This window comes from Roseovarius litoreus (assembly GCF_900142765.1).
Classification (GTDB): domain Bacteria; phylum Pseudomonadota; class Alphaproteobacteria; order Rhodobacterales; family Rhodobacteraceae; genus Roseovarius; species Roseovarius litoreus.
The window spans coordinates 473,600-491,913 of sequence record NZ_FRCB01000002.1 but is presented as its reverse complement, the minus strand read 5'-3'; the positions used below and the strand labels follow the sequence as shown (position 1 = coordinate 491,913).

General features: G+C 64.7%; 13 protein-coding genes. 9 read left to right on the top strand and 4 right to left on the bottom strand.

The window, feature by feature from the left end:
- Positions 1 to 163: 163 nt before the first annotated feature.
- Complete coding sequence (locus F3H35_RS06515) at positions 164 to 769, bottom strand: response regulator transcription factor (RefSeq protein ID WP_149778785.1); 606 nt, start codon at positions 767 to 769, stop codon at positions 164 to 166.
- Positions 770 to 1,041: 272 nt separating this feature from the next.
- Here F3H35_RS06515 and F3H35_RS06510 point away from each other — a divergent pair, with 272 nt between their 5' ends.
- The 6 genes from F3H35_RS06510 to F3H35_RS06485 all read left to right on the top strand — a co-directional run bounded on the left by F3H35_RS06510 (position 1,042) and on the right by F3H35_RS06485 (position 14,206).
- Positions 1,042 to 1,485, top strand: coding sequence for an oxidoreductase (locus tag F3H35_RS06510; RefSeq protein ID WP_223228328.1), 444 nt, complete (start codon positions 1,042 to 1,044; stop codon positions 1,483 to 1,485).
- A gap of 32 nt (positions 1,486 to 1,517) precedes the next feature.
- Positions 1,518 to 4,073 (top strand): ATP-binding protein, encoded by a 2,556-nt coding sequence (locus tag F3H35_RS06505; RefSeq protein WP_188129888.1) that lies wholly within the window; start codon positions 1,518 to 1,520, stop codon positions 4,071 to 4,073.
- A 263-nt stretch (positions 4,074 to 4,336) separates the two neighbouring features.
- Positions 4,337 to 5,485: an efflux RND transporter periplasmic adaptor subunit gene (locus F3H35_RS06500; RefSeq protein WP_223228327.1), complete on the top strand. Its 1,149-nt coding sequence runs from the start codon at positions 4,337 to 4,339 to the stop codon at positions 5,483 to 5,485.
- Positions 5,482 to 8,574 (top strand): efflux RND transporter permease subunit, encoded by a 3,093-nt coding sequence (locus F3H35_RS06495; protein ID WP_149778783.1) that lies wholly within the window; start codon positions 5,482 to 5,484, stop codon positions 8,572 to 8,574. Before F3H35_RS06500 ends, F3H35_RS06495 begins: the two co-directional genes overlap by 4 nt.
- A gap of 122 nt (positions 8,575 to 8,696) precedes the next feature.
- Positions 8,697 to 10,463, top strand: coding sequence for an autotransporter assembly complex protein TamA (locus tag F3H35_RS06490; protein ID WP_149778782.1), 1,767 nt, complete (start codon positions 8,697 to 8,699; stop codon positions 10,461 to 10,463).
- Positions 10,463 to 14,206, top strand: coding sequence for a translocation/assembly module TamB domain-containing protein (locus F3H35_RS06485; RefSeq protein WP_149778781.1), 3,744 nt, complete (start codon positions 10,463 to 10,465; stop codon positions 14,204 to 14,206). The genes F3H35_RS06490 and F3H35_RS06485 overlap by 1 nt, the downstream gene beginning before the upstream one ends.
- 39 nt (positions 14,207 to 14,245) lie before the next feature.
- On the opposite strand, the gene F3H35_RS06480 is transcribed toward F3H35_RS06485, so the two are convergent.
- Positions 14,246 to 14,521: a hypothetical protein gene (locus F3H35_RS06480; RefSeq protein ID WP_007815946.1), complete on the bottom strand. Its 276-nt coding sequence runs from the start codon at positions 14,519 to 14,521 to the stop codon at positions 14,246 to 14,248.
- Between the two features lie 175 nt (positions 14,522 to 14,696).
- Between F3H35_RS06480 and F3H35_RS06475 the strand changes: the two genes are divergently transcribed.
- Both F3H35_RS06475 and F3H35_RS06470 read left to right on the top strand, forming a co-directional pair.
- Positions 14,697 to 15,410: a Crp/Fnr family transcriptional regulator gene (locus F3H35_RS06475; protein ID WP_149778780.1), complete on the top strand. Its 714-nt coding sequence runs from the start codon at positions 14,697 to 14,699 to the stop codon at positions 15,408 to 15,410.
- Positions 15,411 to 16,007 carry a hypothetical protein gene (locus tag F3H35_RS06470; RefSeq protein WP_149778779.1) on the top strand — a complete coding sequence of 199 codons (597 nt, stop codon included), beginning with the start codon at positions 15,411 to 15,413 and terminating at the stop codon, positions 16,005 to 16,007. It abuts the gene before it with no gap.
- A gap of 59 nt (positions 16,008 to 16,066) precedes the next feature.
- Here the strand turns inward: F3H35_RS06470 and F3H35_RS06465 are convergent, their stop codons facing one another.
- Positions 16,067 to 16,639: an HPF/RaiA family ribosome-associated protein gene (locus F3H35_RS06465; RefSeq protein ID WP_149778778.1), complete on the bottom strand. Its 573-nt coding sequence runs from the start codon at positions 16,637 to 16,639 to the stop codon at positions 16,067 to 16,069.
- Positions 16,640 to 16,888: 249 nt separating this feature from the next.
- Between F3H35_RS06465 and F3H35_RS06460 the strand changes: the two genes are divergently transcribed.
- Entirely contained in the window at positions 16,889 to 17,311 is a 423-nt protein-coding gene (locus F3H35_RS06460; protein WP_149778777.1) for a DUF2267 domain-containing protein, read from the top strand.
- A gap of 94 nt (positions 17,312 to 17,405) precedes the next feature.
- Here F3H35_RS06460 and F3H35_RS06455 read toward each other — a convergent pair whose 3' ends face one another.
- Complete coding sequence (locus F3H35_RS06455) at positions 17,406 to 18,179, bottom strand: Crp/Fnr family transcriptional regulator (RefSeq protein WP_223228326.1); 774 nt, start codon at positions 18,177 to 18,179, stop codon at positions 17,406 to 17,408.
- Positions 18,180 to 18,314 lie beyond the last annotated feature (135 nt).

Genomic DNA, 18,314 nt, shown 5'->3' with positions numbered 1-18,314 from the left:
TTCTGGCGTCTCTCGTTTCCCAGCCATTCTCTGGTCCTCCAAATTGCAGGATAATCCTATCCCGGTTGGTGGACCACTTCACTGGGGGCAGCTCAACACCGATGCCCGCACCGACACGATACCGACGTTATACCGACGTGATACCGAAGCCCGCGAAGCCGATTCAGATCAGCCCCAGATCCCGCCCCAGCATCGCCGCATGCGTCCGGTTCCGGGCCTGCAATTTGCGCGACAATGTCTTGACATGCAGCTTGACCGTGACCTCCTGGATGTCCAACTCGCGGGCGATTTCCTTGTTGGCCTTGCCTTCGGTCAACCCTTTGAGAACATCGAGTTCCCTTGGCGTCAGAGCCACATCCAGCGGGCTCGCCTCGGCCTCGGCCAGAAACTCGATCGGCCGGTAGATACCGCCGCCCAGCATCTCATTGACCGCAGCGATCAGCATGTCCGGACCAAGCGTTTTGGGCAAAAAACCAGCGGCCCCGGCCCGCAACGCCCGCCGCGCCACATCCGCAGACGCCGTCCCCGACAAGATCGCAACAGGACACCCGGCATGCTCTTTCATCCGCGCCAAGCCGGCCAGCGTGTCCATGCCCGGCATCGAATAATCCAGCAAAACAAGGTCATGCGGCCCCTGTTCGGTTTCAATCGCCATGGCCTCATCCAGCGACCCCGCAACCGAGACCGCAAAACCGCCCTGCGACCGCAGGTAATCGGCGATCGTTTCACGCACAAGCCCGTGATCATCAGCCAGCAACAGCTTATGCATGAGCCCTCCTGCAAGCACCCGGTTTGTGTTGGCATTGTCGAGACGCGACAATGCATCTGTTGGGGTTAACGCTGGTTTAATACAGGCCTCCTGCACAAAAGTGTATGCGCATATTACCCGCAAGCATAGAAAAATGCTGGCGAGATGTCGCCAAACAACCGTATCCTGCTTTCAGGAGTTTGCCGAAGACATGAGGTTTCAGGCGCGTGAAGGCGGTGTCGTTCATAGGTTTGATGTGTGTCTTTTTATCGGTCCCATGTGTCCCGGCCGCCATGGCAGAGGAGACACCGATCATCCTCTCTATCCACACCGAGCAGCCGCAATCATCGTCCGAAAACAGCATCTTACCTGTTCGAATGACATTGTCGGACTTGCGCGCCCTCCCCGTCGCCTCCTTCGAGACGACGACGATATGGACGATGGAGCCTCAAGTTTTTTCGGGGGTCTGGCTGGCCACCTTGCTGGCTCACCACGGCATCACGACAGGCACCTTGGAACTTGTCGCCATCAATGATTACCGGGTGGAAATTCCGGTAAACGATGTTTACCCCGGCGGCGCGCTGCTCGCCTATGAACGCAACGGAGAAGAGATGTTGCTGCGCGACAAGGGACCATTGTGGTTGGTGTTTGATTGGGACGACAACCCCGCCTACAGGAACGAAATCCATTATTCCCGCAGCATATGGCAACTGGACCGGATCATCGTGAAACGATAGGTTGCAGCATTGGCCACGGACGGATCTTATCATTGAAGATTTTCTCAACCACCCAGAAGCGGCTTTCGCGGCGCAAGGCTCAGATCACCATTTTCGGGTCGATGTCCTTGGTTTGCATGATCGTGACTGCGTTTCTGGCGGTGCAGGTTTTCGTAAAACTGGATCATTACGGCAGCACACCGATCGACAATATCCAGTGGACGATGTCGCAACTTGAGGTCGAGCAGATCAAGCTGGCCACGGCCCTGGAGCGGCTGGAAGACCCGACCGAAGACACGATCAAACATGCCCGGCAGCGGTTCGATATATTCTACAGCCGCGCGAACGCGATGAAACACGGATCGGGTTACCGCGCGGCTCTGAATGGCTCGGCGGCAGATCATCAGCTGGACATCATTTTTTCCGAACTGACCGATATGCTTGCGTTTTTCGACACGTCCGATGCCGCGTTGATCGCAGCGCGGGCCACGCTTCTGGACGCGACGAACGCCCTGACACCGGCCATCCGGCGGCTCTCCAGCGAAGCGATCGCGATTGGTGCCAAGGCAGCACAGGCCGAGCGCGCCTCGCTGACCCATACATTGCAGAAAATGGCGCTCATGAGCCTTCTCATGGTGACGGCGATGCTGTCGCTCATGTGGCTTTTGTGGCGACTTTACACGCTCTACCGGCACCGGGCTCTTCAGAACCGGATCACGCTGAACCGGCTCTCGACGATTTTGGACACCTCGGAAGACGCCATTCTCGTGGTGCGTCCGGATGGCACGATCATCGAGACCAACACCGCAGCCCGGAGCATGTTCGGCCCGGACAATACAGAAACCGGAAAGAGCAATATTTACGGCGTCTTATACCGTCTCGAAGAGAACGGGGCGCTGACGACGATCACCGATGAACCTCTCGGAGATGTCCGAGCCACCGAAGCTGACCCCGCGCCTCTCGTGGCGCGTCGGCAAGACGGGAGTTTGGCCGCGGTCGAGCTTTCGGCCAACGTCGCCGCGCGATCAGGGGACGAAGTCTGGGTGTGTTTCATCCGCGATATCTCGGACAGGTTGGCGGCGGAGGCCGAAGTTCAGGCGGCGCGGGACAAGGCGTTGTCCAATGAAAAGGCCAAGGCGCAATTTCTGGGACGGATCAGCCATGAAATGCGCACGCCACTGCATGGGATATTGGGAACGCTCGATCTGATGGATAGCACGCCTTTGTCGCCGGAACAGACGAGATATAGCGATATCATGAAGTCTTCCGGGCAGGTTTTGCTCAATCAGATCAATGATGCGCTTGATATCACCCGGTCGAGCGCAGAGCCCTTGCCGCTGGTGGAGACGGTGTTCGATGTCGAACAGTTGATCGAGGACATCGCGACAAGTCAGGGCGCGGTGGCCGAAGTGCACGGAAATACCATTGACCTGCATGTTCAGAATGCCCCTGTCGGCACGGTCTTGGGCGACCGAGACCGTGTGCAGCAGGTTCTGCTGAACCTCGTGTCAAACGCCATAAAATTCACCCGCAATGGGCGCATATCCATCGAGGCCGCACGGGTCGGGCTATATGGGAAGCACGATAATATCGTTGAATTTCAAGTATCTGACACCGGCATCGGGATTGCAGAAGACGATGTGGAGCGTATCTTCGACGACTTTGTGCGCGTGATCGCATCGGACGGGGAGCGCACCGAAGGGACAGGTCTGGGACTTGGGATCGCGCGAAACCTGGTGCTGCAGATGGGCGGTGATATCGGGGTGGAGAGCCTTTTGGGGGAAGGCAGCGTGTTTTGGGTGCGACTGCCGCTGCAGGCAGCGAGGATCGGCCAAGAGGCCGCGTTGAAAGATACCTCCAAAACCGTCGCACAAAGCATCGCGCCGATGGATATTCTCATCATCGAAGACAACCCGACGAACCGCTTCGTCCTTAAAGTCATGCTGGAAAAACAAGGACATAGGGTAAGTCTCGCCGTTGATGGAGAAACCGGCGTGGCGCTGTCACGGGTCAGGTCGTTCGACCTTGTCGTGGTGGATGTGAACATGCCGGGGATCGACGGGGTCGAAGCGACGCGGCGGATTCGGAGTGGAAACGGGGCGAGTGCCCGGACGAGGATCGTGGCGCTGTCGGCATATATAGACGTCAACACACGGGAAACATTGATGAAATCCGGTGTCGACGATGTCCACATCAAGCCGCTGCGCATGGCTGATCTGGACAGGGTGCTTACGGGAAAAGGCCCAAAGCAAGCGAAGGCTGATTTTCACGACACGCTTGATACGGCGGTTACGAAACAGCTGAAGTCTGCGCTGACGGAAGACCGGTTCTACAGTCTTATCCAAGCCCTGACCAGGGAATCGTCAGACATCCTCAAGGCATTGGAAAACCTTGATAAAATCGACCCCAAAGCGCTTGGTGAGCAGCTGCACAAGTTTGCGGGGATCGCGGCGACGGTCGGGGCGATTGCGGTTCGGGACATTCTGTGCCGGGCGGAGACGGCGGCGAAATCCGGGGACATCAAAGAGCTGGAAAAAGAATTGCACGCCTTTTCAGAGACTTGGGAGAAAACGCTCCGGCATCTGAACGCCCAGGATGAAGCCGCCTGACACGGTCACACCCGTGATGCATCGTCCACAGGGCTGAAAGACAGGGCACCGCCAGTTGTGTAGGGTTCGTACGAAACCTACGCGCGTTCAGGACGACGTTCGGTCAAAACTGCGTGATTTGTGTCCCTTCCGTACACATCCGGGCGCGGAGGGGCCGTGGCGCGCGTATTTAGGGAGTTGTTATTCCCCCGAGCCGATATAGATTCGACGCAACCTCAGAGCGGCCGACGGTGGCCCTTGCTCGTTTGAAAGGGACTGCTCTTTTGTCAATCTGGAAACAGTTGTTCATCCTGTGCCTTCTCGTGGCGGTCGGCTATGGCGGCTATGAGGGCTACCACAGATATGTCGCGGCCTCCGGCGGCGAAAGTGCCGCGGCACCGGACCGCTCGCGCAGCAGCCGCCCCTCGCCGGTCGAGGTGACGCAGGCCGAGACGCGGACCCTGTCGACCACGGTCGAGGCCGTGGGCACCACCCGCGCCTTGCAATCGGTCGAGATCGTGCCCGAAGCCGATGGGCGGATCGTGGAGCTGAACATCACACCGGGCGAACAGGTCAGGAAAGGTGATGTTCTGGTGCGGCTGGATGACGAGATCGCCCGCGCCGATCTGGCCGAGGCCGAGGCACGGCTGATCGAGCGTCGGCAGGCCGTGGAGCGCGCCACGTCGCTGCGCCGCACCAATGCCGTAGCCGAGGCCACGGTGGAAGAGGCGCAGGCGCGGCTGGCCGAGGCGCTGGCGCAGTTGGACCGCACGGCGCGCAGATTGGAAGAGCGCACCATCACCGCACCGTTCGACGGTGTTCTGGGGCTGTCCAGTGTGGATGCGGGCGCGCGCGTCGATCAGCAGACCATCATCACGCGGCTGGACGATCTGAGCCAGATCGAAGTGGAATTCGCGCTGCCGGAAACCCTGTTCGCACAGGTGACAAAGGGTCAGACGGTCATCGCGACCAGCGCGGCCTTTCCCGGTCAGGCCTTCGAGGGCGAAATAGACGCGGTAGACAACAGGATCGACCCGGTCAGCCGGTCGTTCCGCACCCGCGCCATTCTGCCCAACCCCGAAGGCACCCTGCCCGCAGGCATGTTCATGTCGCTTGAGTTGCTGCTGTCGCAGTCGGAATTCGTGGTCATCCCCGAGGAGGCGCTGATCTTTCAGGCGGCGGAAACCTATGTGTTCGTCGTCGAGGACAACACCGCGCGGCGCGTTGTGGTCGAGACCGGCCAGCGGCGCGACGGCATGGTTGCCGTGCGCAACGGCATCGAGGACGGGCAGACCGTGATCGTACGCGGGCTGCAACGCTTGCGCGACGGCGCGGCGGTGCAGGTGCTGGGCGCCAAGCGCGAGACCGGCCAGGACCAGACCAGCAGCGAGCTGGGTGCCAAGGCCGCGACGCCCGAGGGCGACAAGACATGACGCTGTCGGATATTTCCGTCCGCCGCCCGGTTCTGGCTGCGGTGGCGAGTCTTTTGCTGATCGTGTTCGGGGTGAGCGCCCTGCGGGATGTGCCGGTGCGCGAATTGCCCGATGTGGACAATGCGGTGGTGAGCATCACCACCACCTATCGCGGGGCGGCGCCCGAGGTGATCGACACCGATATCACCGAGACGATCGAGGGCGCTGTCGCATCGATCGCGGGCATCCGGACGATCAGTTCGGAAAGCCGGCAGGGCCGGTCGCAGGTCACCATAGAGTTCGATCCGGGCCGCGATATCGACATCGCGGCCAATGACGTGCGCGACGCGGTGGGCCGGATTCTGGATACCCTGCCCGAAGATGCCGACCAGCCTCAGGTGGAAAAGGCCGATGCGGATGCCGATCCGGTGATGCGGCTGGCCGTGACATCGGACCGGATGACCACGGCCGAGATCACCGATTACATGGACCGGTTCATCGTGGACCGTCTGGCGACGCTGGACGGGGTTGCCAATGTGCGGGTCTATGGCGACCGGGCCTTTGCGGTGCGCATCTGGCTGGACCGGCGTGCCTTGGCAGCACGCAAGCTGACGATTGCGGATGTGGAAAGCGCACTCAGGCGCAACAACGTGGAATTGCCCGCGGGCGAGGTCACCTCGATCGACCGGCAGCTTTCTGTGCGGCTGAACAGCCGTCTGGCCAGCGTGGAGGATTTCCGCGACGTGGTGCTGGACCGGGTGGCGGGCTACCCCGTGCGGCTGCGCGACGTGGCACGCGTGGAGCCGGGGGTGGCCAGCGACACCACCATCGCGCGCAGCGACGGGCGCGATGCGGTGGGCATGGCGATCCAACGCCAGAGCCAGTCGAACACGCTGCAGATCTCGAACGCGGTGCGGGCCGAGGTGGCGCGGCTGACCCCGACCCTGCCCGAGGGCATGGAGATCATCATCGGATCGGATGACGCGCTGTTCGTCGGCGCCTCGATTCGCGAGGTGGTGGTGGCACTGTCGATCTCATTGGCGCTGGTGGTGCTGGTGATCCTGCTGTTCCTGCGCAGCATCCGCGCCACGTTGATTCCGGCGATCACCATTCCGGTGTCGCTGCTGGGCTGTTTCATCCTGATCGGGATGTGGGGGTTTTCAATCAACACGCTGACCTTGCTGGCCCTGCTGCTGGCGATCGGTCTGGTGGTGGATGATGCGATCGTGGTGCTGGAGAACATCCAGCGCCGGATCGAGAATGGAGAAACCCCGCTGGTGGCGAGCATGAAGGGCGCGCGGCAGGTGACCTTCGCGGTGCTGGCCACGTCGGTCACGCTGATCGCGGTGTTCGTGCCGCTGTCGTTCATGCCGGGACAGGTGGGCAAGCTGTTCGTGGAATTCGGCTGGGTGATGGCGGGGACGGTCGCGATCTCGACCTTCGTTGCGCTGAGCGCCTGTCCGGCGCTGGCCTCGAAGGTGCTCAAGGCTGGCAAGGGTGCGCCGGTGAGCGATGAATACGCCGCGCGCGGCTGGATGCAGAAGGGCTATAGCGCGATCCTGACCCGGGCGCTGCGGATGCCGCTGGTGGTGCTGGTGCTGGCCTTCGGGGCGACGGCAGGCTCCTACCTGTTCTATGACGGGCTGCCGCGCGAGCTTGCACCGCGCGAGGACCGGGGCGTGGGCTTTGTGCCGCTGACCGCACCACAGGGCAGCACGCTGGCCTATACCGATCAGGCGGCGCGGCAGGTCGAGGAGATCCTTGCACCGCTGCGCGAGGAAGGCATCGTCGAGACGGTGTTCACCTTCACCGGCTGGGGCAACCGCGCGTGGCGCAGTTTCGTGGTGTTCCGGCTGGCGCCCTGGGACGAGCGGAGCGTGCCGGTCTCGGATGTGGTGACACGGCTGATCCCGCAAATGGCCCAGGTGACCGTCGCACGCGGCTTTCCGGTGACGCCTGCGGGGTTGGGCCTGCGGGGCAATTCGACCCCGGTGCAGGTGGTGATCGGCGGGCCGGAATTCGGCGACGTGAAGGAATGGGCACAGGCGCTTCTGAGCCGTGCGGAAGAGATCGAGGGGCTGGTGAACCCGGAGATCAATTTCGAGGAGAACCTGCCGCAGCTCGATGTGACCATCGACCGCGAACGCGCCGATGATTTGGGCATCTCGGTCGAGACGGTGGCCAATACGCTGCAGACGATGCTGGCCTCGCGCGAGGTGACCACCTTTGTGAGCCGGGGGCGCGAATATCCGGTGATCGCGCAGGCCGAGGAAGAGGACCGGCGCACGCCGTCGGATATCAACAACATCTTCGTGCGCTCGGGCGATGGCGAGACGCTGGTGCCGCTGGGCGCGCTGGTGACGGTGAACGAGAATGCGGCGGCGCCGTCGCTGCGCCGGTTCGACCGGTTGCCGTCGATCCAGCTGTCGGGCGCGCTGGCGCCGGGGGCCGATCTGGGCACGGTGCTGACCCGGATCGAGGAAGCGGCAGCCGAAATCCTGCCTGCGGAGGCGGCGCTGGGCTATCAGGGGCAGTCGCGCACGTTCAAGGACACGTCGGCGGGTGTGGGTCTGGTCTTTGCGCTGTCGATCCTGATCGTGTTCCTGGTGCTGGCGGCGCAATTCGAAAGCTTCGTGCATCCGGTGACGATCATGCTCACGGTGCCGGCGGGCGTGGCGGGGGCCATTTACGCGATGGCGCTGACGGGGCTGTCGATCAACGTCTACAGTCAGATCGGGATCATCCTGCTGATCGGGCTGGTCGCCAAGAACGGCATCCTGATCGTGGAATTCGCCAACCAGCTGCGCGACGAGGGCAAGGATGTCCGCGAGGCGGTGGTGCAGGCGGCGGTGCTGCGGCTCAGGCCGATCGTGATGACGGTCGTGTCGACGGTGCTGGGCGCGCTGCCGCTGGTTCTGGCGACCGGTGCGGGCGCGGAAAGCCGCAACGCCATCGGCACGGTGATCATCGCGGGACTGCTTTTTGCCACGGCGATGATGCTGTTGGTGACGCCGGTGCTGTATGACCTGCTGGCACGGTTCACCAAGCCGCGCGGCGCGGTTGAAAAGGCGCTGGAGTCCGAGCTGGCCAAGTCCGGCAAAGCGATCTGAGCGCATTTCAGCCCCTGCCCCGGCTATCGGCTCGCAGCCCGGTGAAGTTCAGGTAGACTGCGGTGCAGCAACGGAGCTGACTTTTGTTCGAATCATTTTTGAAGGGCCGGCGATTTATACCGATGCTGGTGGCGCTTATGCTGTCGGCGCAGGCGGTTCGGGCCACGGAATTGACATTGCAGGCGCCGGGCGCACCGGAAAAGCTGACCGAGCAACTGACGGCGGCGTCGCTTGTTCTGGCGGCGGCGCGCCGTGACGACGCCCCTACCCCGCAGGATCTTCTGGCCGCCGCGCGCGCGGATTATGCGCGCATGGTCGGCGTTCTTTATGGCGCGGGGCTTTATGGCGGCGACGTGAAGATCAGCGTGGATGGCCGCGAAGCCGCCGAGATCGACCCGTTGAGCCGGATCGACCGGATCGAGCGCATCACGATCACGGTGCTAGCCGGTCCGAAATTCACCTTTTCGCAAGCCTCGGTCACGCCGCTGGCGCCGGGCACCGCCCTGCCCGAAGGCTTCGCGGTGGGCAAGACCGCCGAGGTCGGGATGATCGAGGCGGCGACCACCGCCGGGATCAATGGCTGGCGCGAGGCGGGCCATGCCAAGGCCGATCTGGAAAGCCAGACCATCTATGCCAATCACGATATCGCCATGCTGGCCGCCGATATCCGGCTGCGCCCCGGACCAAGGCTGCGCTTCGGGGATCTGCTGGTGACCGAAACAGGCCGCGTGCGCCCCGACCGCATCCGCGAAATCGCGGGCCTGCCGACGGGAGAGGTCTATACGCCGGAAGAGGTCAGAGAGGCCGCCGACCGGCTGCGCCGGACCGGCGCATTCCGCTCGGTGGCGCTGCAGGAGGCCGAGGAGATCGGACCGGGCAACACGCTCGATATCGAGGCGCAGGTCGCCGATGAACGCCCCCGGCGCATCGGGGTTGGCGCCGAGCTGTCATCGCTCGAGGGGATCACGCTGTCGGGGTTCTGGTTGCATCGCAACCTGTTCGGCGGGGCCGAGCGCTTTCGGGTGGAGGCCGAGCTGGGCGGGATCGGCGGCGAGTCGGGAGGGATGGATTACAGCCTGTCGGCGCGGCTGGACCGGCCCGCGACATTCACGCGCGATACGGGTCTTTTTCTGGGCTTTTCGTTGGCCGAGCAAGACGAGCCGGATTACCGCGAGCGCAGCGCCCAGATTGGCGCCGGTCTGACGCATCTCTTTTCCGACGAGCTGAGCGGCGAGGCCGCGATCGGCTATCGCTATTCGGAGGTGGATGACGATCTGGGATCGCGCACGCTTGAACACGTACTTTTCCCGCTGCGCGCGACATGGGACACAAGGGACGATCCGCTGAACGCCAAGGATGGCGCTTTTGTGGATGTGCATGTCACGCCCTTTGCAGGGGTGAACGGCAGCGCGAGCGGCACCAGACTTTACACCGATGCGCGGGGCTTTCTGGGCTTTGGTGAGAATGACCGCTTCGTTCTGGCGGGGCGCGCACAGATCGGCTCGGTTTCGGGCGCAGCCGCGACCGAGGTCCCGCCGGCGATGCTGTTCTATTCCGGCGGGGCGGGAACGGTGCGCGGCCAGCCCTATCAATCGCTGTCGGTCGATCTTGGGGCCGGGCGCAGCATCGGCGGGCGCTCGTTCCTCGCGCTGTCGGGCGAGCTGCGCGCCGAGATGCGCTATGGCGTGTCGCTGGTGGGGTTTTACGATCTGGGCTTTGTCGGCGCGGACAGCTGGGGCAGCGAGAATGGCGACTGGCATAGCGGGGCGGGGCTTGGCCTGCGCTATGACACGGGGATCGGGCCGATCCGGCTGGATGTGGCGACGGCGCTGGACAACAAGGACAGCGGCGGGATCGAGGTTTATATCGGGATCGGGCAGGCCTTTTGATGCGGAGTTTCTGGACCATATTGGCGCTGATCCTCTGGGCGGTCGTCGCGGCCCCCGGAGCCTTTGCCCAAGAGGACGACCGGGAGCGCGGTCTGTTGCAGGGCTTTATCGAGGACAACCTGTCGGATGTGGGCCGCGACGTGCGGATCACGGGTTTCCGCGGCGCGCTGTCGTCGCAGGCCAGTCTTGAGGAATTGACCATCGCCGATGGCGAGGGCGTCTGGCTGACCCTGCGGGATGTGACGCTCGACTGGACGCGCAGCGCGCTTCTGCGCGGGCGGCTGGAAGTCAACCGGCTGACCGCCGCCGAGATCATCATGCCACGCCAGCCGGTGCCCGAGGGCGGACTGGAGCCGGAAGATGCCGTGGCCCGGCCCTTTGCGCTGCCGGAATTGCCGGTGGCGGTGAATATCGGGCAGATCAGCATCGAGCGGGTGGAACTGGGCGCCCCGGTTCTGGGCGAGGCGGTGGCGTTGTCGATGCAGGGCGCGGTATCGCTGGACGCCGGTGACGGGGCCGCCGATCTGGAGGTCACGCGGCTCGACGGTGACGGGGGCTTGATCCTGAATGCCAGTTATTCAAATGAAACCCGTATCTTGGCGGTCGATCTTGATGTGACCGAAGGCCCCGGAGGCATCGTGGCGGGGCTTATGAACCTGCCCGGTCGGCCCGCGCTTGGGCTGAAGCTTGCGGGCGAGGCGCCGCTGGACGATTACGAGGCACGGCTGACGCTCTTGCGCAACGAGGTGCCACGGCTGACCGGCACGCTGCGCCTGCAGGGCGATCCCGAGACCGGCGCGCGGCGTTTCGAGGCCCGGCTTGGCGGGGATGTGCGGCCCTTCTTCACGCCCGAACTGCAGGGGTTTTTCGGGGACAGGTCGCAGCTTCGGCTGATCGGACAGACCCGGCCCGAGGGCGGCACGGTGATCGAGGATGTGACGCTTGCGACCGAGCGGCTGCACCTGAAGGGTGCGCTGGAGCTTGATGCCGCGGGCTGGCCGGTGCGGGTGACGCTGGACGGGGGGCTGGATGCGGGCGGCGCGCTGCTGCGGTTGCCGGTGGCAGGCCCGCCGACGCGGCTGCGGCGGGCCGATCTGAGCGCGCGTTACGATGCGGCCGAGGGTCAGGGCTGGCAGGCGAGCGCGGTGGTCGAGGAGCTGCAACGCGAGGGGCTGCGGATCGGCGAAGCGCGCCTTGAGGGGCGCGGCCAGATCCTGCGCGGGGCGGTGCGCAGTCTTGTGGCAGAGCTGGATTTCGGGCTGCGCGGCTTTGTGGACCAGAGCGATGCCGCGCTCAGCGAGGCGGTGGGCGCGACACCCGAAGGGCGGCTCGAGATGCGCTGGCAGGAGGGTGCGGCGCTGGAGATCACCCGGCTCGATGTGAGCAGCGGCAATGCGGAGCTGCGCGCAGTGGGCGAGCTTGACGGGCTTGGCGAGGGCTTTCCGCTGCGCGGGCGCGCGACGCTGAGGGCGGCGGATCTGGGCCGGTTCGCGGGGCTAGCGGGGCGCGATCTGGCGGGTCGGATCGACACGACGGTTCAGGGGCAAGGCACGCTTCTGGGCGGGGCGTTCGATCTGGCGCTGGAGGCCGAGACCGAAGCGCTGGCGCTTGACGTGGCGCGGCTTGACCCGGTGCTGGCGCCGCAAACGCGGCTGCGCGCGACGGCGCGGCGCGACGAGACTGGCACGGTTCTGGACCGGCTGCAGATCTGGAACTCGGCGCTGGAGGCGGATTTGTCGGGTCGGCTCGATGCGCAATCGGGGGCGCTTGATCTGGCGGTGGCGCTGAGCGAGGTGGGTCTTGTGGAGCCGCGACTTGATGGCCCCGCGCGGATCGAGGGCGGTCTGGGATGGACCAGCGGCGGCGCGCTGGTGCTGGAGGATCTGCGCGGATCGGTGGCGGGGGCGGAGGTTCAGGCCACGGGGCGCATATCGCCAGAGGATGACAGCCTGCCGGTGGATGGGCGCGTGTCGCTGACTGCGCCCGATCTGAGCCGGTTCGCGCGGCTGGTGGGCCGGCCCATCGCGGGCAGGATCGAGCTGAGCGCCGATGGCGAGGGGCAGATCAGGGGCGACACGGGGCGCTTCGATCTGAGCCTCGATGGGCGCGATCTGCGCAGCGGCATCGCGGAGTTGGACCGGCTGATCGAGGGGCGCCTGTCGGCGGCCCTGAAGGTCAGGCGGCAGGACGCGCGGATCGTGCTGGACATGCTGAACGTCGAAAGCGGGCGCGTGTCGCTGTCGTCACGCGGCAGCCAGCCGGGCGCGCCCATCACCGTGAATGGGCGGCTTGACGATCTGGCGCTGCTGGCGCCGGGCTTTTCGGGGCCGGTCGAGGCGGCAGGGCAAATCATCCTTCGCGACGGGACGGGGCGCGATATCGGCGTCGATCTGGGGCTGACCGGTCCCGGCGGCACCACCGCGAAGCTGACGGGGAGCATCGCCGATCTGGGCCAGAGGCTGGCGCTGAAGGCGAGCGGCACGCTGCCGCTGGGGCTGGCCAATGCCTTCATCGCGCCGAGATCGGTCTCGGGTACGGCACGCTATGACCTGTCCATTGACGGCGCAGCGGCGCTATCGTCGGTGTCGGGCCGCATCGATCTGTCGGATGGGCAGGTGTCCTTGCCGGTGCTGAACAGCGCGCTGGACAATCTGACGGGACGGATCACGCTGAGCGCTGCAAGCGCCGGGGTCGAGCTGAGCGCGCAAGGGCGCGGCGGCGGCACGGTTGGCGTCAGCGGCACGGTGGGGTTGTCGGCGCCCTACCCCGCCGATCTTGGCATCACGCTTGCGTCGGTGGTGCATAGCGATCCCGATCTCTACCGCACCGAAGTGAGCGGCAGGCTTGGGCTGAACGGTCCGCTCACCGGAGCGGCACAGCTGCGCGGCGACTTGGTGCTAGGACAAACGGAAATCCGGGTGCCCACGTCGATGGCGGCGAATGTGGGGCTTTTGCCGCAGATCCGGCATATCAACCCGCCCGCCTATGTCACCGAGACCCGCCGCCGCGCAGGGCTTGTCGCAGAGCAAGAAAGCGATCCGGGACCGGGCATCGGGCTGGATATCACGATCAGCGCACCGAACCGCATTTTCGTGCGCGGTCGCGGGCTGGATGCCGAGCTTGGCGGCAGGCTGCGGGTGCAGGGCACGACCACGAATGTCATCCCGAGCGGCACGTTCCAGCTGCAACGCGGGCGGCTGGATATCCTGGGCCAGAGGCTGACGCTGACCTCGGGTGTGATCGATCTGCGCGGTGCCTTCGACCCTTATCTGGAATTCATCGCCGAGACCGATGTGGAGGATATGACCGTGCAGGTCATCATCCGCGGCCTTGCCAGCGCGCCCGAGATCATCTTCTCCTCAAGCCCGGAGCTGCCACAGGAAGAGGTGGTCTCGCGGCTGATCTTCGGGCGCGGCATCGACGACATCTCGCCGTTTCAGGCGGCACAGCTGGCCGCCGCGGTGGCCACGCTGACCGGCGGGCTGGATGGCGGGCTTTTCAGCGGGGTGCGCAATGCGCTTGGCCTGAGCAATCTGGATGTCACCAGCACGGCGGATGGCGCGACCGCCTTTACCGCCGGGGCCTATATCTCGGAGAATGTCTATTCCGAGGTGACAGCCGACAGCGCGGGCAATCAGAAGGTCGACCTGAATCTCGATCTGAGCCGCAGCGTCACCGTGCGCGGCAGCGTCGGCACCGACGGCGATACCGGGGTCGGGATCTTCTTCGAGCGCGATTACTGAGCAAGCGCCGATCTGCGCGTGATCACGGGCTGCGCGGGATCACGGGCAGGGCCGGATCACATAGGTGCCGTCGCCGCGCGAATAGGCGCATTCGTCGCGCGCCGCATTGCGCGCGACCAGAACCCCAGCCGCCGCACCGGCCAAGCCCCCGATGATCTTCCAGTCGTCATCGGCATCGAGCGCCTTGGCGGTCACCACGCCAAGTGCTGCCCCGGTCAGACCGCCGACAACCATGGTTTCCTCGCGGGTCATGTCCTCGCAGGCGGTCAGGATCAGGACCGAACACAGGGCGGTCACGCAAGCGGGTCTGAACATCGGATAACTCCTTTTGTATCGGCTGATGGAGGGCTGCACCGGATCGGGCCAGCCGCCCCGTTGCGCCATGGTGACCGGGCGCAGGCGCGGCCACATTGACGGGCGTCAACACCCCGGCGGCGCTGCCGGTTAAGACTGACACGCAAGCGACAGGCAGTCCGTGAGGGAGGGGCCGATGACGGCCATCGGTTTGACGCAACGCAGCGGCACGGGCGATGAGCCCGTGACCGGCGACCCGATGCGCCGCAGTTTCGCCACGGGCGCGCAGATCGCGGTCGAGGGCGGGCCGTCCTTCCATGCGATCTGCGTGGAAAGCGGATGGCTCGGCCTGTCCAAGACGATGAAGGATGGCAAGACGCTGATCGTGGATCTGTTGATGCCGGGGGATGCGGCAAGGCTGAGGATGGCGGGGGCCGAGCGGGCGCTGTGCGATCTGCGAAGTCTCACGCAAAGCCATGTGATCTGCATTCCCGAGCCGCATGACATCGCCGCCCGCCTGCCCGGTCTGACCGAGAGGCTGAAGGCGAGCGAGCACGCGGCAAGGGCAAGATGGGCCGAGCGCATGCCAAGGCTGGGCTGGGCGGCGGCGGACAGGCGCATCGCCTATCTGCTGGTGGAACTGGCGCTGCGCGCCGAAGCCGCCGGGCTGGCCAGTAGCCCGGTGCGGCATCTGAGCCTGCCGCTGACACAGGCGCAGCTGGGCGAGATGGCGGGGCTGTCGGCGGTGCATGTGTGCCGGACGCTGCAGGCGCTTTGTGCAGAGGGTCTGATCGGCGGGACCTTCCTGCCGGGGCTCGATGTGCCGAGCCTGCCGGATCTGGCGGCACGGGCAGGCACGGAGATCGACGATTTGCGCAGAATGATTATTCCCGAAGACAGGAGCGAATGAATGAACCAGACCACAAGCGCGACCGCGAAGGATCAAGACGAGGATCACGTCACAGTCATCCGCATCCCCGAGGCGGTGGGCGTGTTCGACAAGTTCGAGGATCTGCAACAGGCGGTCTATGACCTGCATCTGGTGGGGTTCAGCCGCTATGACATGAGCCTTTTGGGGTCACAAAAGGCGCTGGAGGCCAAGCTGGGCCGCGCCTACTGGCGGGCTGAGGAGCTTGAGGACGACCCGCATGCGCCGAGGGCGCATTTCGTCTCGGAAGAGGCGATGGGCGAGCTGGAAGGGGCCATCGCGGGCGGGTTCTTTTTCCTTGGCTCCTATATCGCGATGGCCGCTTTGCTGACGCCGGTGAGCACGGTGGCGGCATCGATCGCGGCGATTGCGATTGGTGGCGGGCCTGCGGCGGTGATCGGCACGCTGCTGGCGCGGCGCGCAGGGCGGCATCACAAGGATTATTACGAGAACCAGATCCGCCATGGCGGCATCCTGTTATGGGTGCGCGTCAAGGATGACGAGCGCAAGCAGAAGGCGGTGCACATTCTCAAGGGGCATTCGGGGCGGGACGTGCATGTGCATGACTGGAGCGAATAGGCGCGCCCTGCCCCGGCTTTGATCCGGCTCTGATCCGGCTCTGATCCGGTGCTGTCGGGTCAGGGTTCGTATTCCTGCGCGCCGATCGGGCGGACGGTGCTGGCTTGCGGGCCGATGGCGCTGTCGCGGCTGTTGACCACCAGTTCCACCGGGTCGCGCAGACTGAGCGCGTCGAAATCGCCATCCACCACCGCGTTGCGATGAAAATAGATCAGCCGGTTGTCGGTGGTGGCGATCTGGCCGAAATCGGCCGCGTGGTCGATCTGGGCGATGCGGCCCTGCAGCATGCCCTCATGCTGCTTCACCTCGCCGGAGATCCGCTGCTTGTGGGCGCGCAGCTGGCGCTCCATCGCGGTAAAGGCATCGCGGATCGCCACCTGCGGGTGTTCGTGGGCAGGCACGTCGCCCTTGGTGGGATGCACCACAAGTTCGGTGCCGGGCACGCGCAGCTCGATGGTCACCTCGTAGAGATTGCCCTGCCGGTGCCGGTTATGCCCCGGTTGCAGGGTGACATGGCAGCTGGTGATCCCGTCGAACAGCGCATCGAGCTGGGTCACGCGCGTCTCGATCAACGCGCGCAGGGCGTCGTCCTGGTCCATGTGGCGAAAGGTGAGTTCGAGCGGTGTCTGCATGGGGCGATGATCCTTTGACTTGAGCGTGACGCGCAGGCGGCCCCGCGGCCCGCAGCGACCGGCCCGCGAAGCATGGACCGGACGGCGCGAGCGTCATCCGGCCGCCCGGCGCAAGGATGCCAAGGCGGCAAGGTGCCGGCATTGACGGGCCGCAATGGCGCGGCGGGCCGTCTGCGGTTTGACCGCTGTCAACGCATCTGCGCGCCGGTGATGCGATGCTGCCGGGGCATCACGAAAAGGACGCATCCGATGAGCACGCAGGGTTTGGAAGTGATCGACCACACGGTTCAACTGACCCATGAATGGATCAACGATCTGGCCGAGCGGCTGGATTGGGCCGACAAACGGCAGGTGCTGATGCTGTTGCGATCCACCCTGACGGCGCTGCGCGATCTGCTGAGCGTGAACGAGGCGGCGCAGATGTCGGCGCAACTGCCCTTGCTGATCCGGGGGCTGTTCTATGAAAACTGGGCTCCCGCAAGCCGGGCGGAACGCACGGCGGCGGCGTTTGTCGCGCGGGTGAGCGAACGGCTGGAGAGGGATGCGGAATATCGCGGCGAGGAGGACATCACGGAGGTGTTCCGCCTGCTGAGCGCCCGCATCTCGGAGGGAGAGGTGGCCGATATCCGGCAATCCCTGCCCGCCGATATTCGCAGGCTCTGGCCCGGCTGAGGCCCAGCTGGCCGCATTTGTGAAGGTGGTCCGGTGCGCCGCTGGCGGAAATGGTCCGGTGCGCCGCTGGCGGCGACGCACCGGGAGAGGCCGGTCATCCCACGGCGCGTTGCGGGTATTCGACCAGCCCTTCGAGCGACGGCCCGGCCAAGTCCTCGAGCCGGGCGCTGTCCAGAACCTCGATCAGATGCGGCGCACAGACATGCACCGCCCCCTGATCGGCCAGAGCGTGAAGGCAACGGCAAAAGGTTTCCGGCGTCATGTCCAGCAGGCTGGCCAGGTCGATCCGGCTGAGCCGCAGGTTGAGCACCAGCCTGTCACCGATGGTTTCGACATAGGCGTCGGCGGTGTCTTCGGTGGCGGAGCGATAGAGCAGATAGGCCGCCACCCGCTGCCGCGCGGTGCGCCCGCGCAGAAGACAGGTCCAGCTGCGCATCGCGTCCATCTGCGCCAGCGTGGTCACGAGATAGCCATGCTCGAGCGAGGGCGAGCGCGACAGAAGGCTTTCGAAGGACCGGCGATTGACCGAGCACATGGTCACGTCGGTCGCCGCCTCATAGGAAAAGCGCATTTCGGGCTCAAAAGCCCGACCCACGAAATCTCCGGGAAACAGCAGGCCGAGCACCTGGGTATCCCCGTCCTCGGTCATGAAGACGGTCTTGACCACGCCCGAGGTCACAATCCCGAGGGTTTTCGCGGTATCCCCTTGCATGATGATGGATTGGCCACGTGAAAAGCTGCCACTGTGCAACAACCGGCACAGTTCGGAGCGAGTGGCTGAATCAGCGTAATGGCATAAAGCAATGTCTTTAACGGGGCACTCATTACAGATCGATTGACTCGTGTTCTGAAGCGATACAACGGTCATGTCACCCCCCTGACTAAAATCGGCGCGGATGTGTCCAGCGGATGAAGCCCGGCCACGAGCCGGATGCTCCGGTGGAGCGCATGTGACGCCAGTGATCATAAGGAAACCGGTTTCCGACCGGTCTGTTCCACCCTC

What these genes read in the sequence shown, in the direction of transcription:
- F3H35_RS06510 (WP_223228328.1), top strand. Translation starts at nt 1,042, where the DNA reads ATGGCAGAGGAGACACCGATCATCCTCTCTATCCACACCGAGCAGCCG.
- F3H35_RS06460 (WP_149778777.1), top strand. Translation starts at nt 16,889, where the DNA reads ATGAGCACGCAGGGTTTGGAAGTGATCGACCACACGGTTCAACTGACC.
- F3H35_RS06480 (WP_007815946.1), bottom strand. Translation starts at nt 14,521, where the DNA reads ATGTTCAGACCCGCTTGCGTGACCGCCCTGTGTTCGGTCCTGATCCTG.
- F3H35_RS06495 (WP_149778783.1), top strand. Translation starts at nt 5,482, where the DNA reads ATGACGCTGTCGGATATTTCCGTCCGCCGCCCGGTTCTGGCTGCGGTG.
- F3H35_RS06515 (WP_149778785.1), bottom strand. Translation starts at nt 769, where the DNA reads ATGCATAAGCTGTTGCTGGCTGATGATCACGGGCTTGTGCGTGAAACG.
- F3H35_RS06490 (WP_149778782.1), top strand. Translation starts at nt 8,697, where the DNA reads ATGCTGGTGGCGCTTATGCTGTCGGCGCAGGCGGTTCGGGCCACGGAA.
- F3H35_RS06485 (WP_149778781.1), top strand. Translation starts at nt 10,463, where the DNA reads ATGCGGAGTTTCTGGACCATATTGGCGCTGATCCTCTGGGCGGTCGTC.
- F3H35_RS06475 (WP_149778780.1), top strand. Translation starts at nt 14,697, where the DNA reads ATGACGGCCATCGGTTTGACGCAACGCAGCGGCACGGGCGATGAGCCC.
- F3H35_RS06455 (WP_223228326.1), bottom strand. Translation starts at nt 18,179, where the DNA reads ATGACCGTTGTATCGCTTCAGAACACGAGTCAATCGATCTGTAATGAG.
- F3H35_RS06470 (WP_149778779.1), top strand. Translation starts at nt 15,411, where the DNA reads ATGAACCAGACCACAAGCGCGACCGCGAAGGATCAAGACGAGGATCAC.
- F3H35_RS06465 (WP_149778778.1), bottom strand. Translation starts at nt 16,639, where the DNA reads ATGCAGACACCGCTCGAACTCACCTTTCGCCACATGGACCAGGACGAC.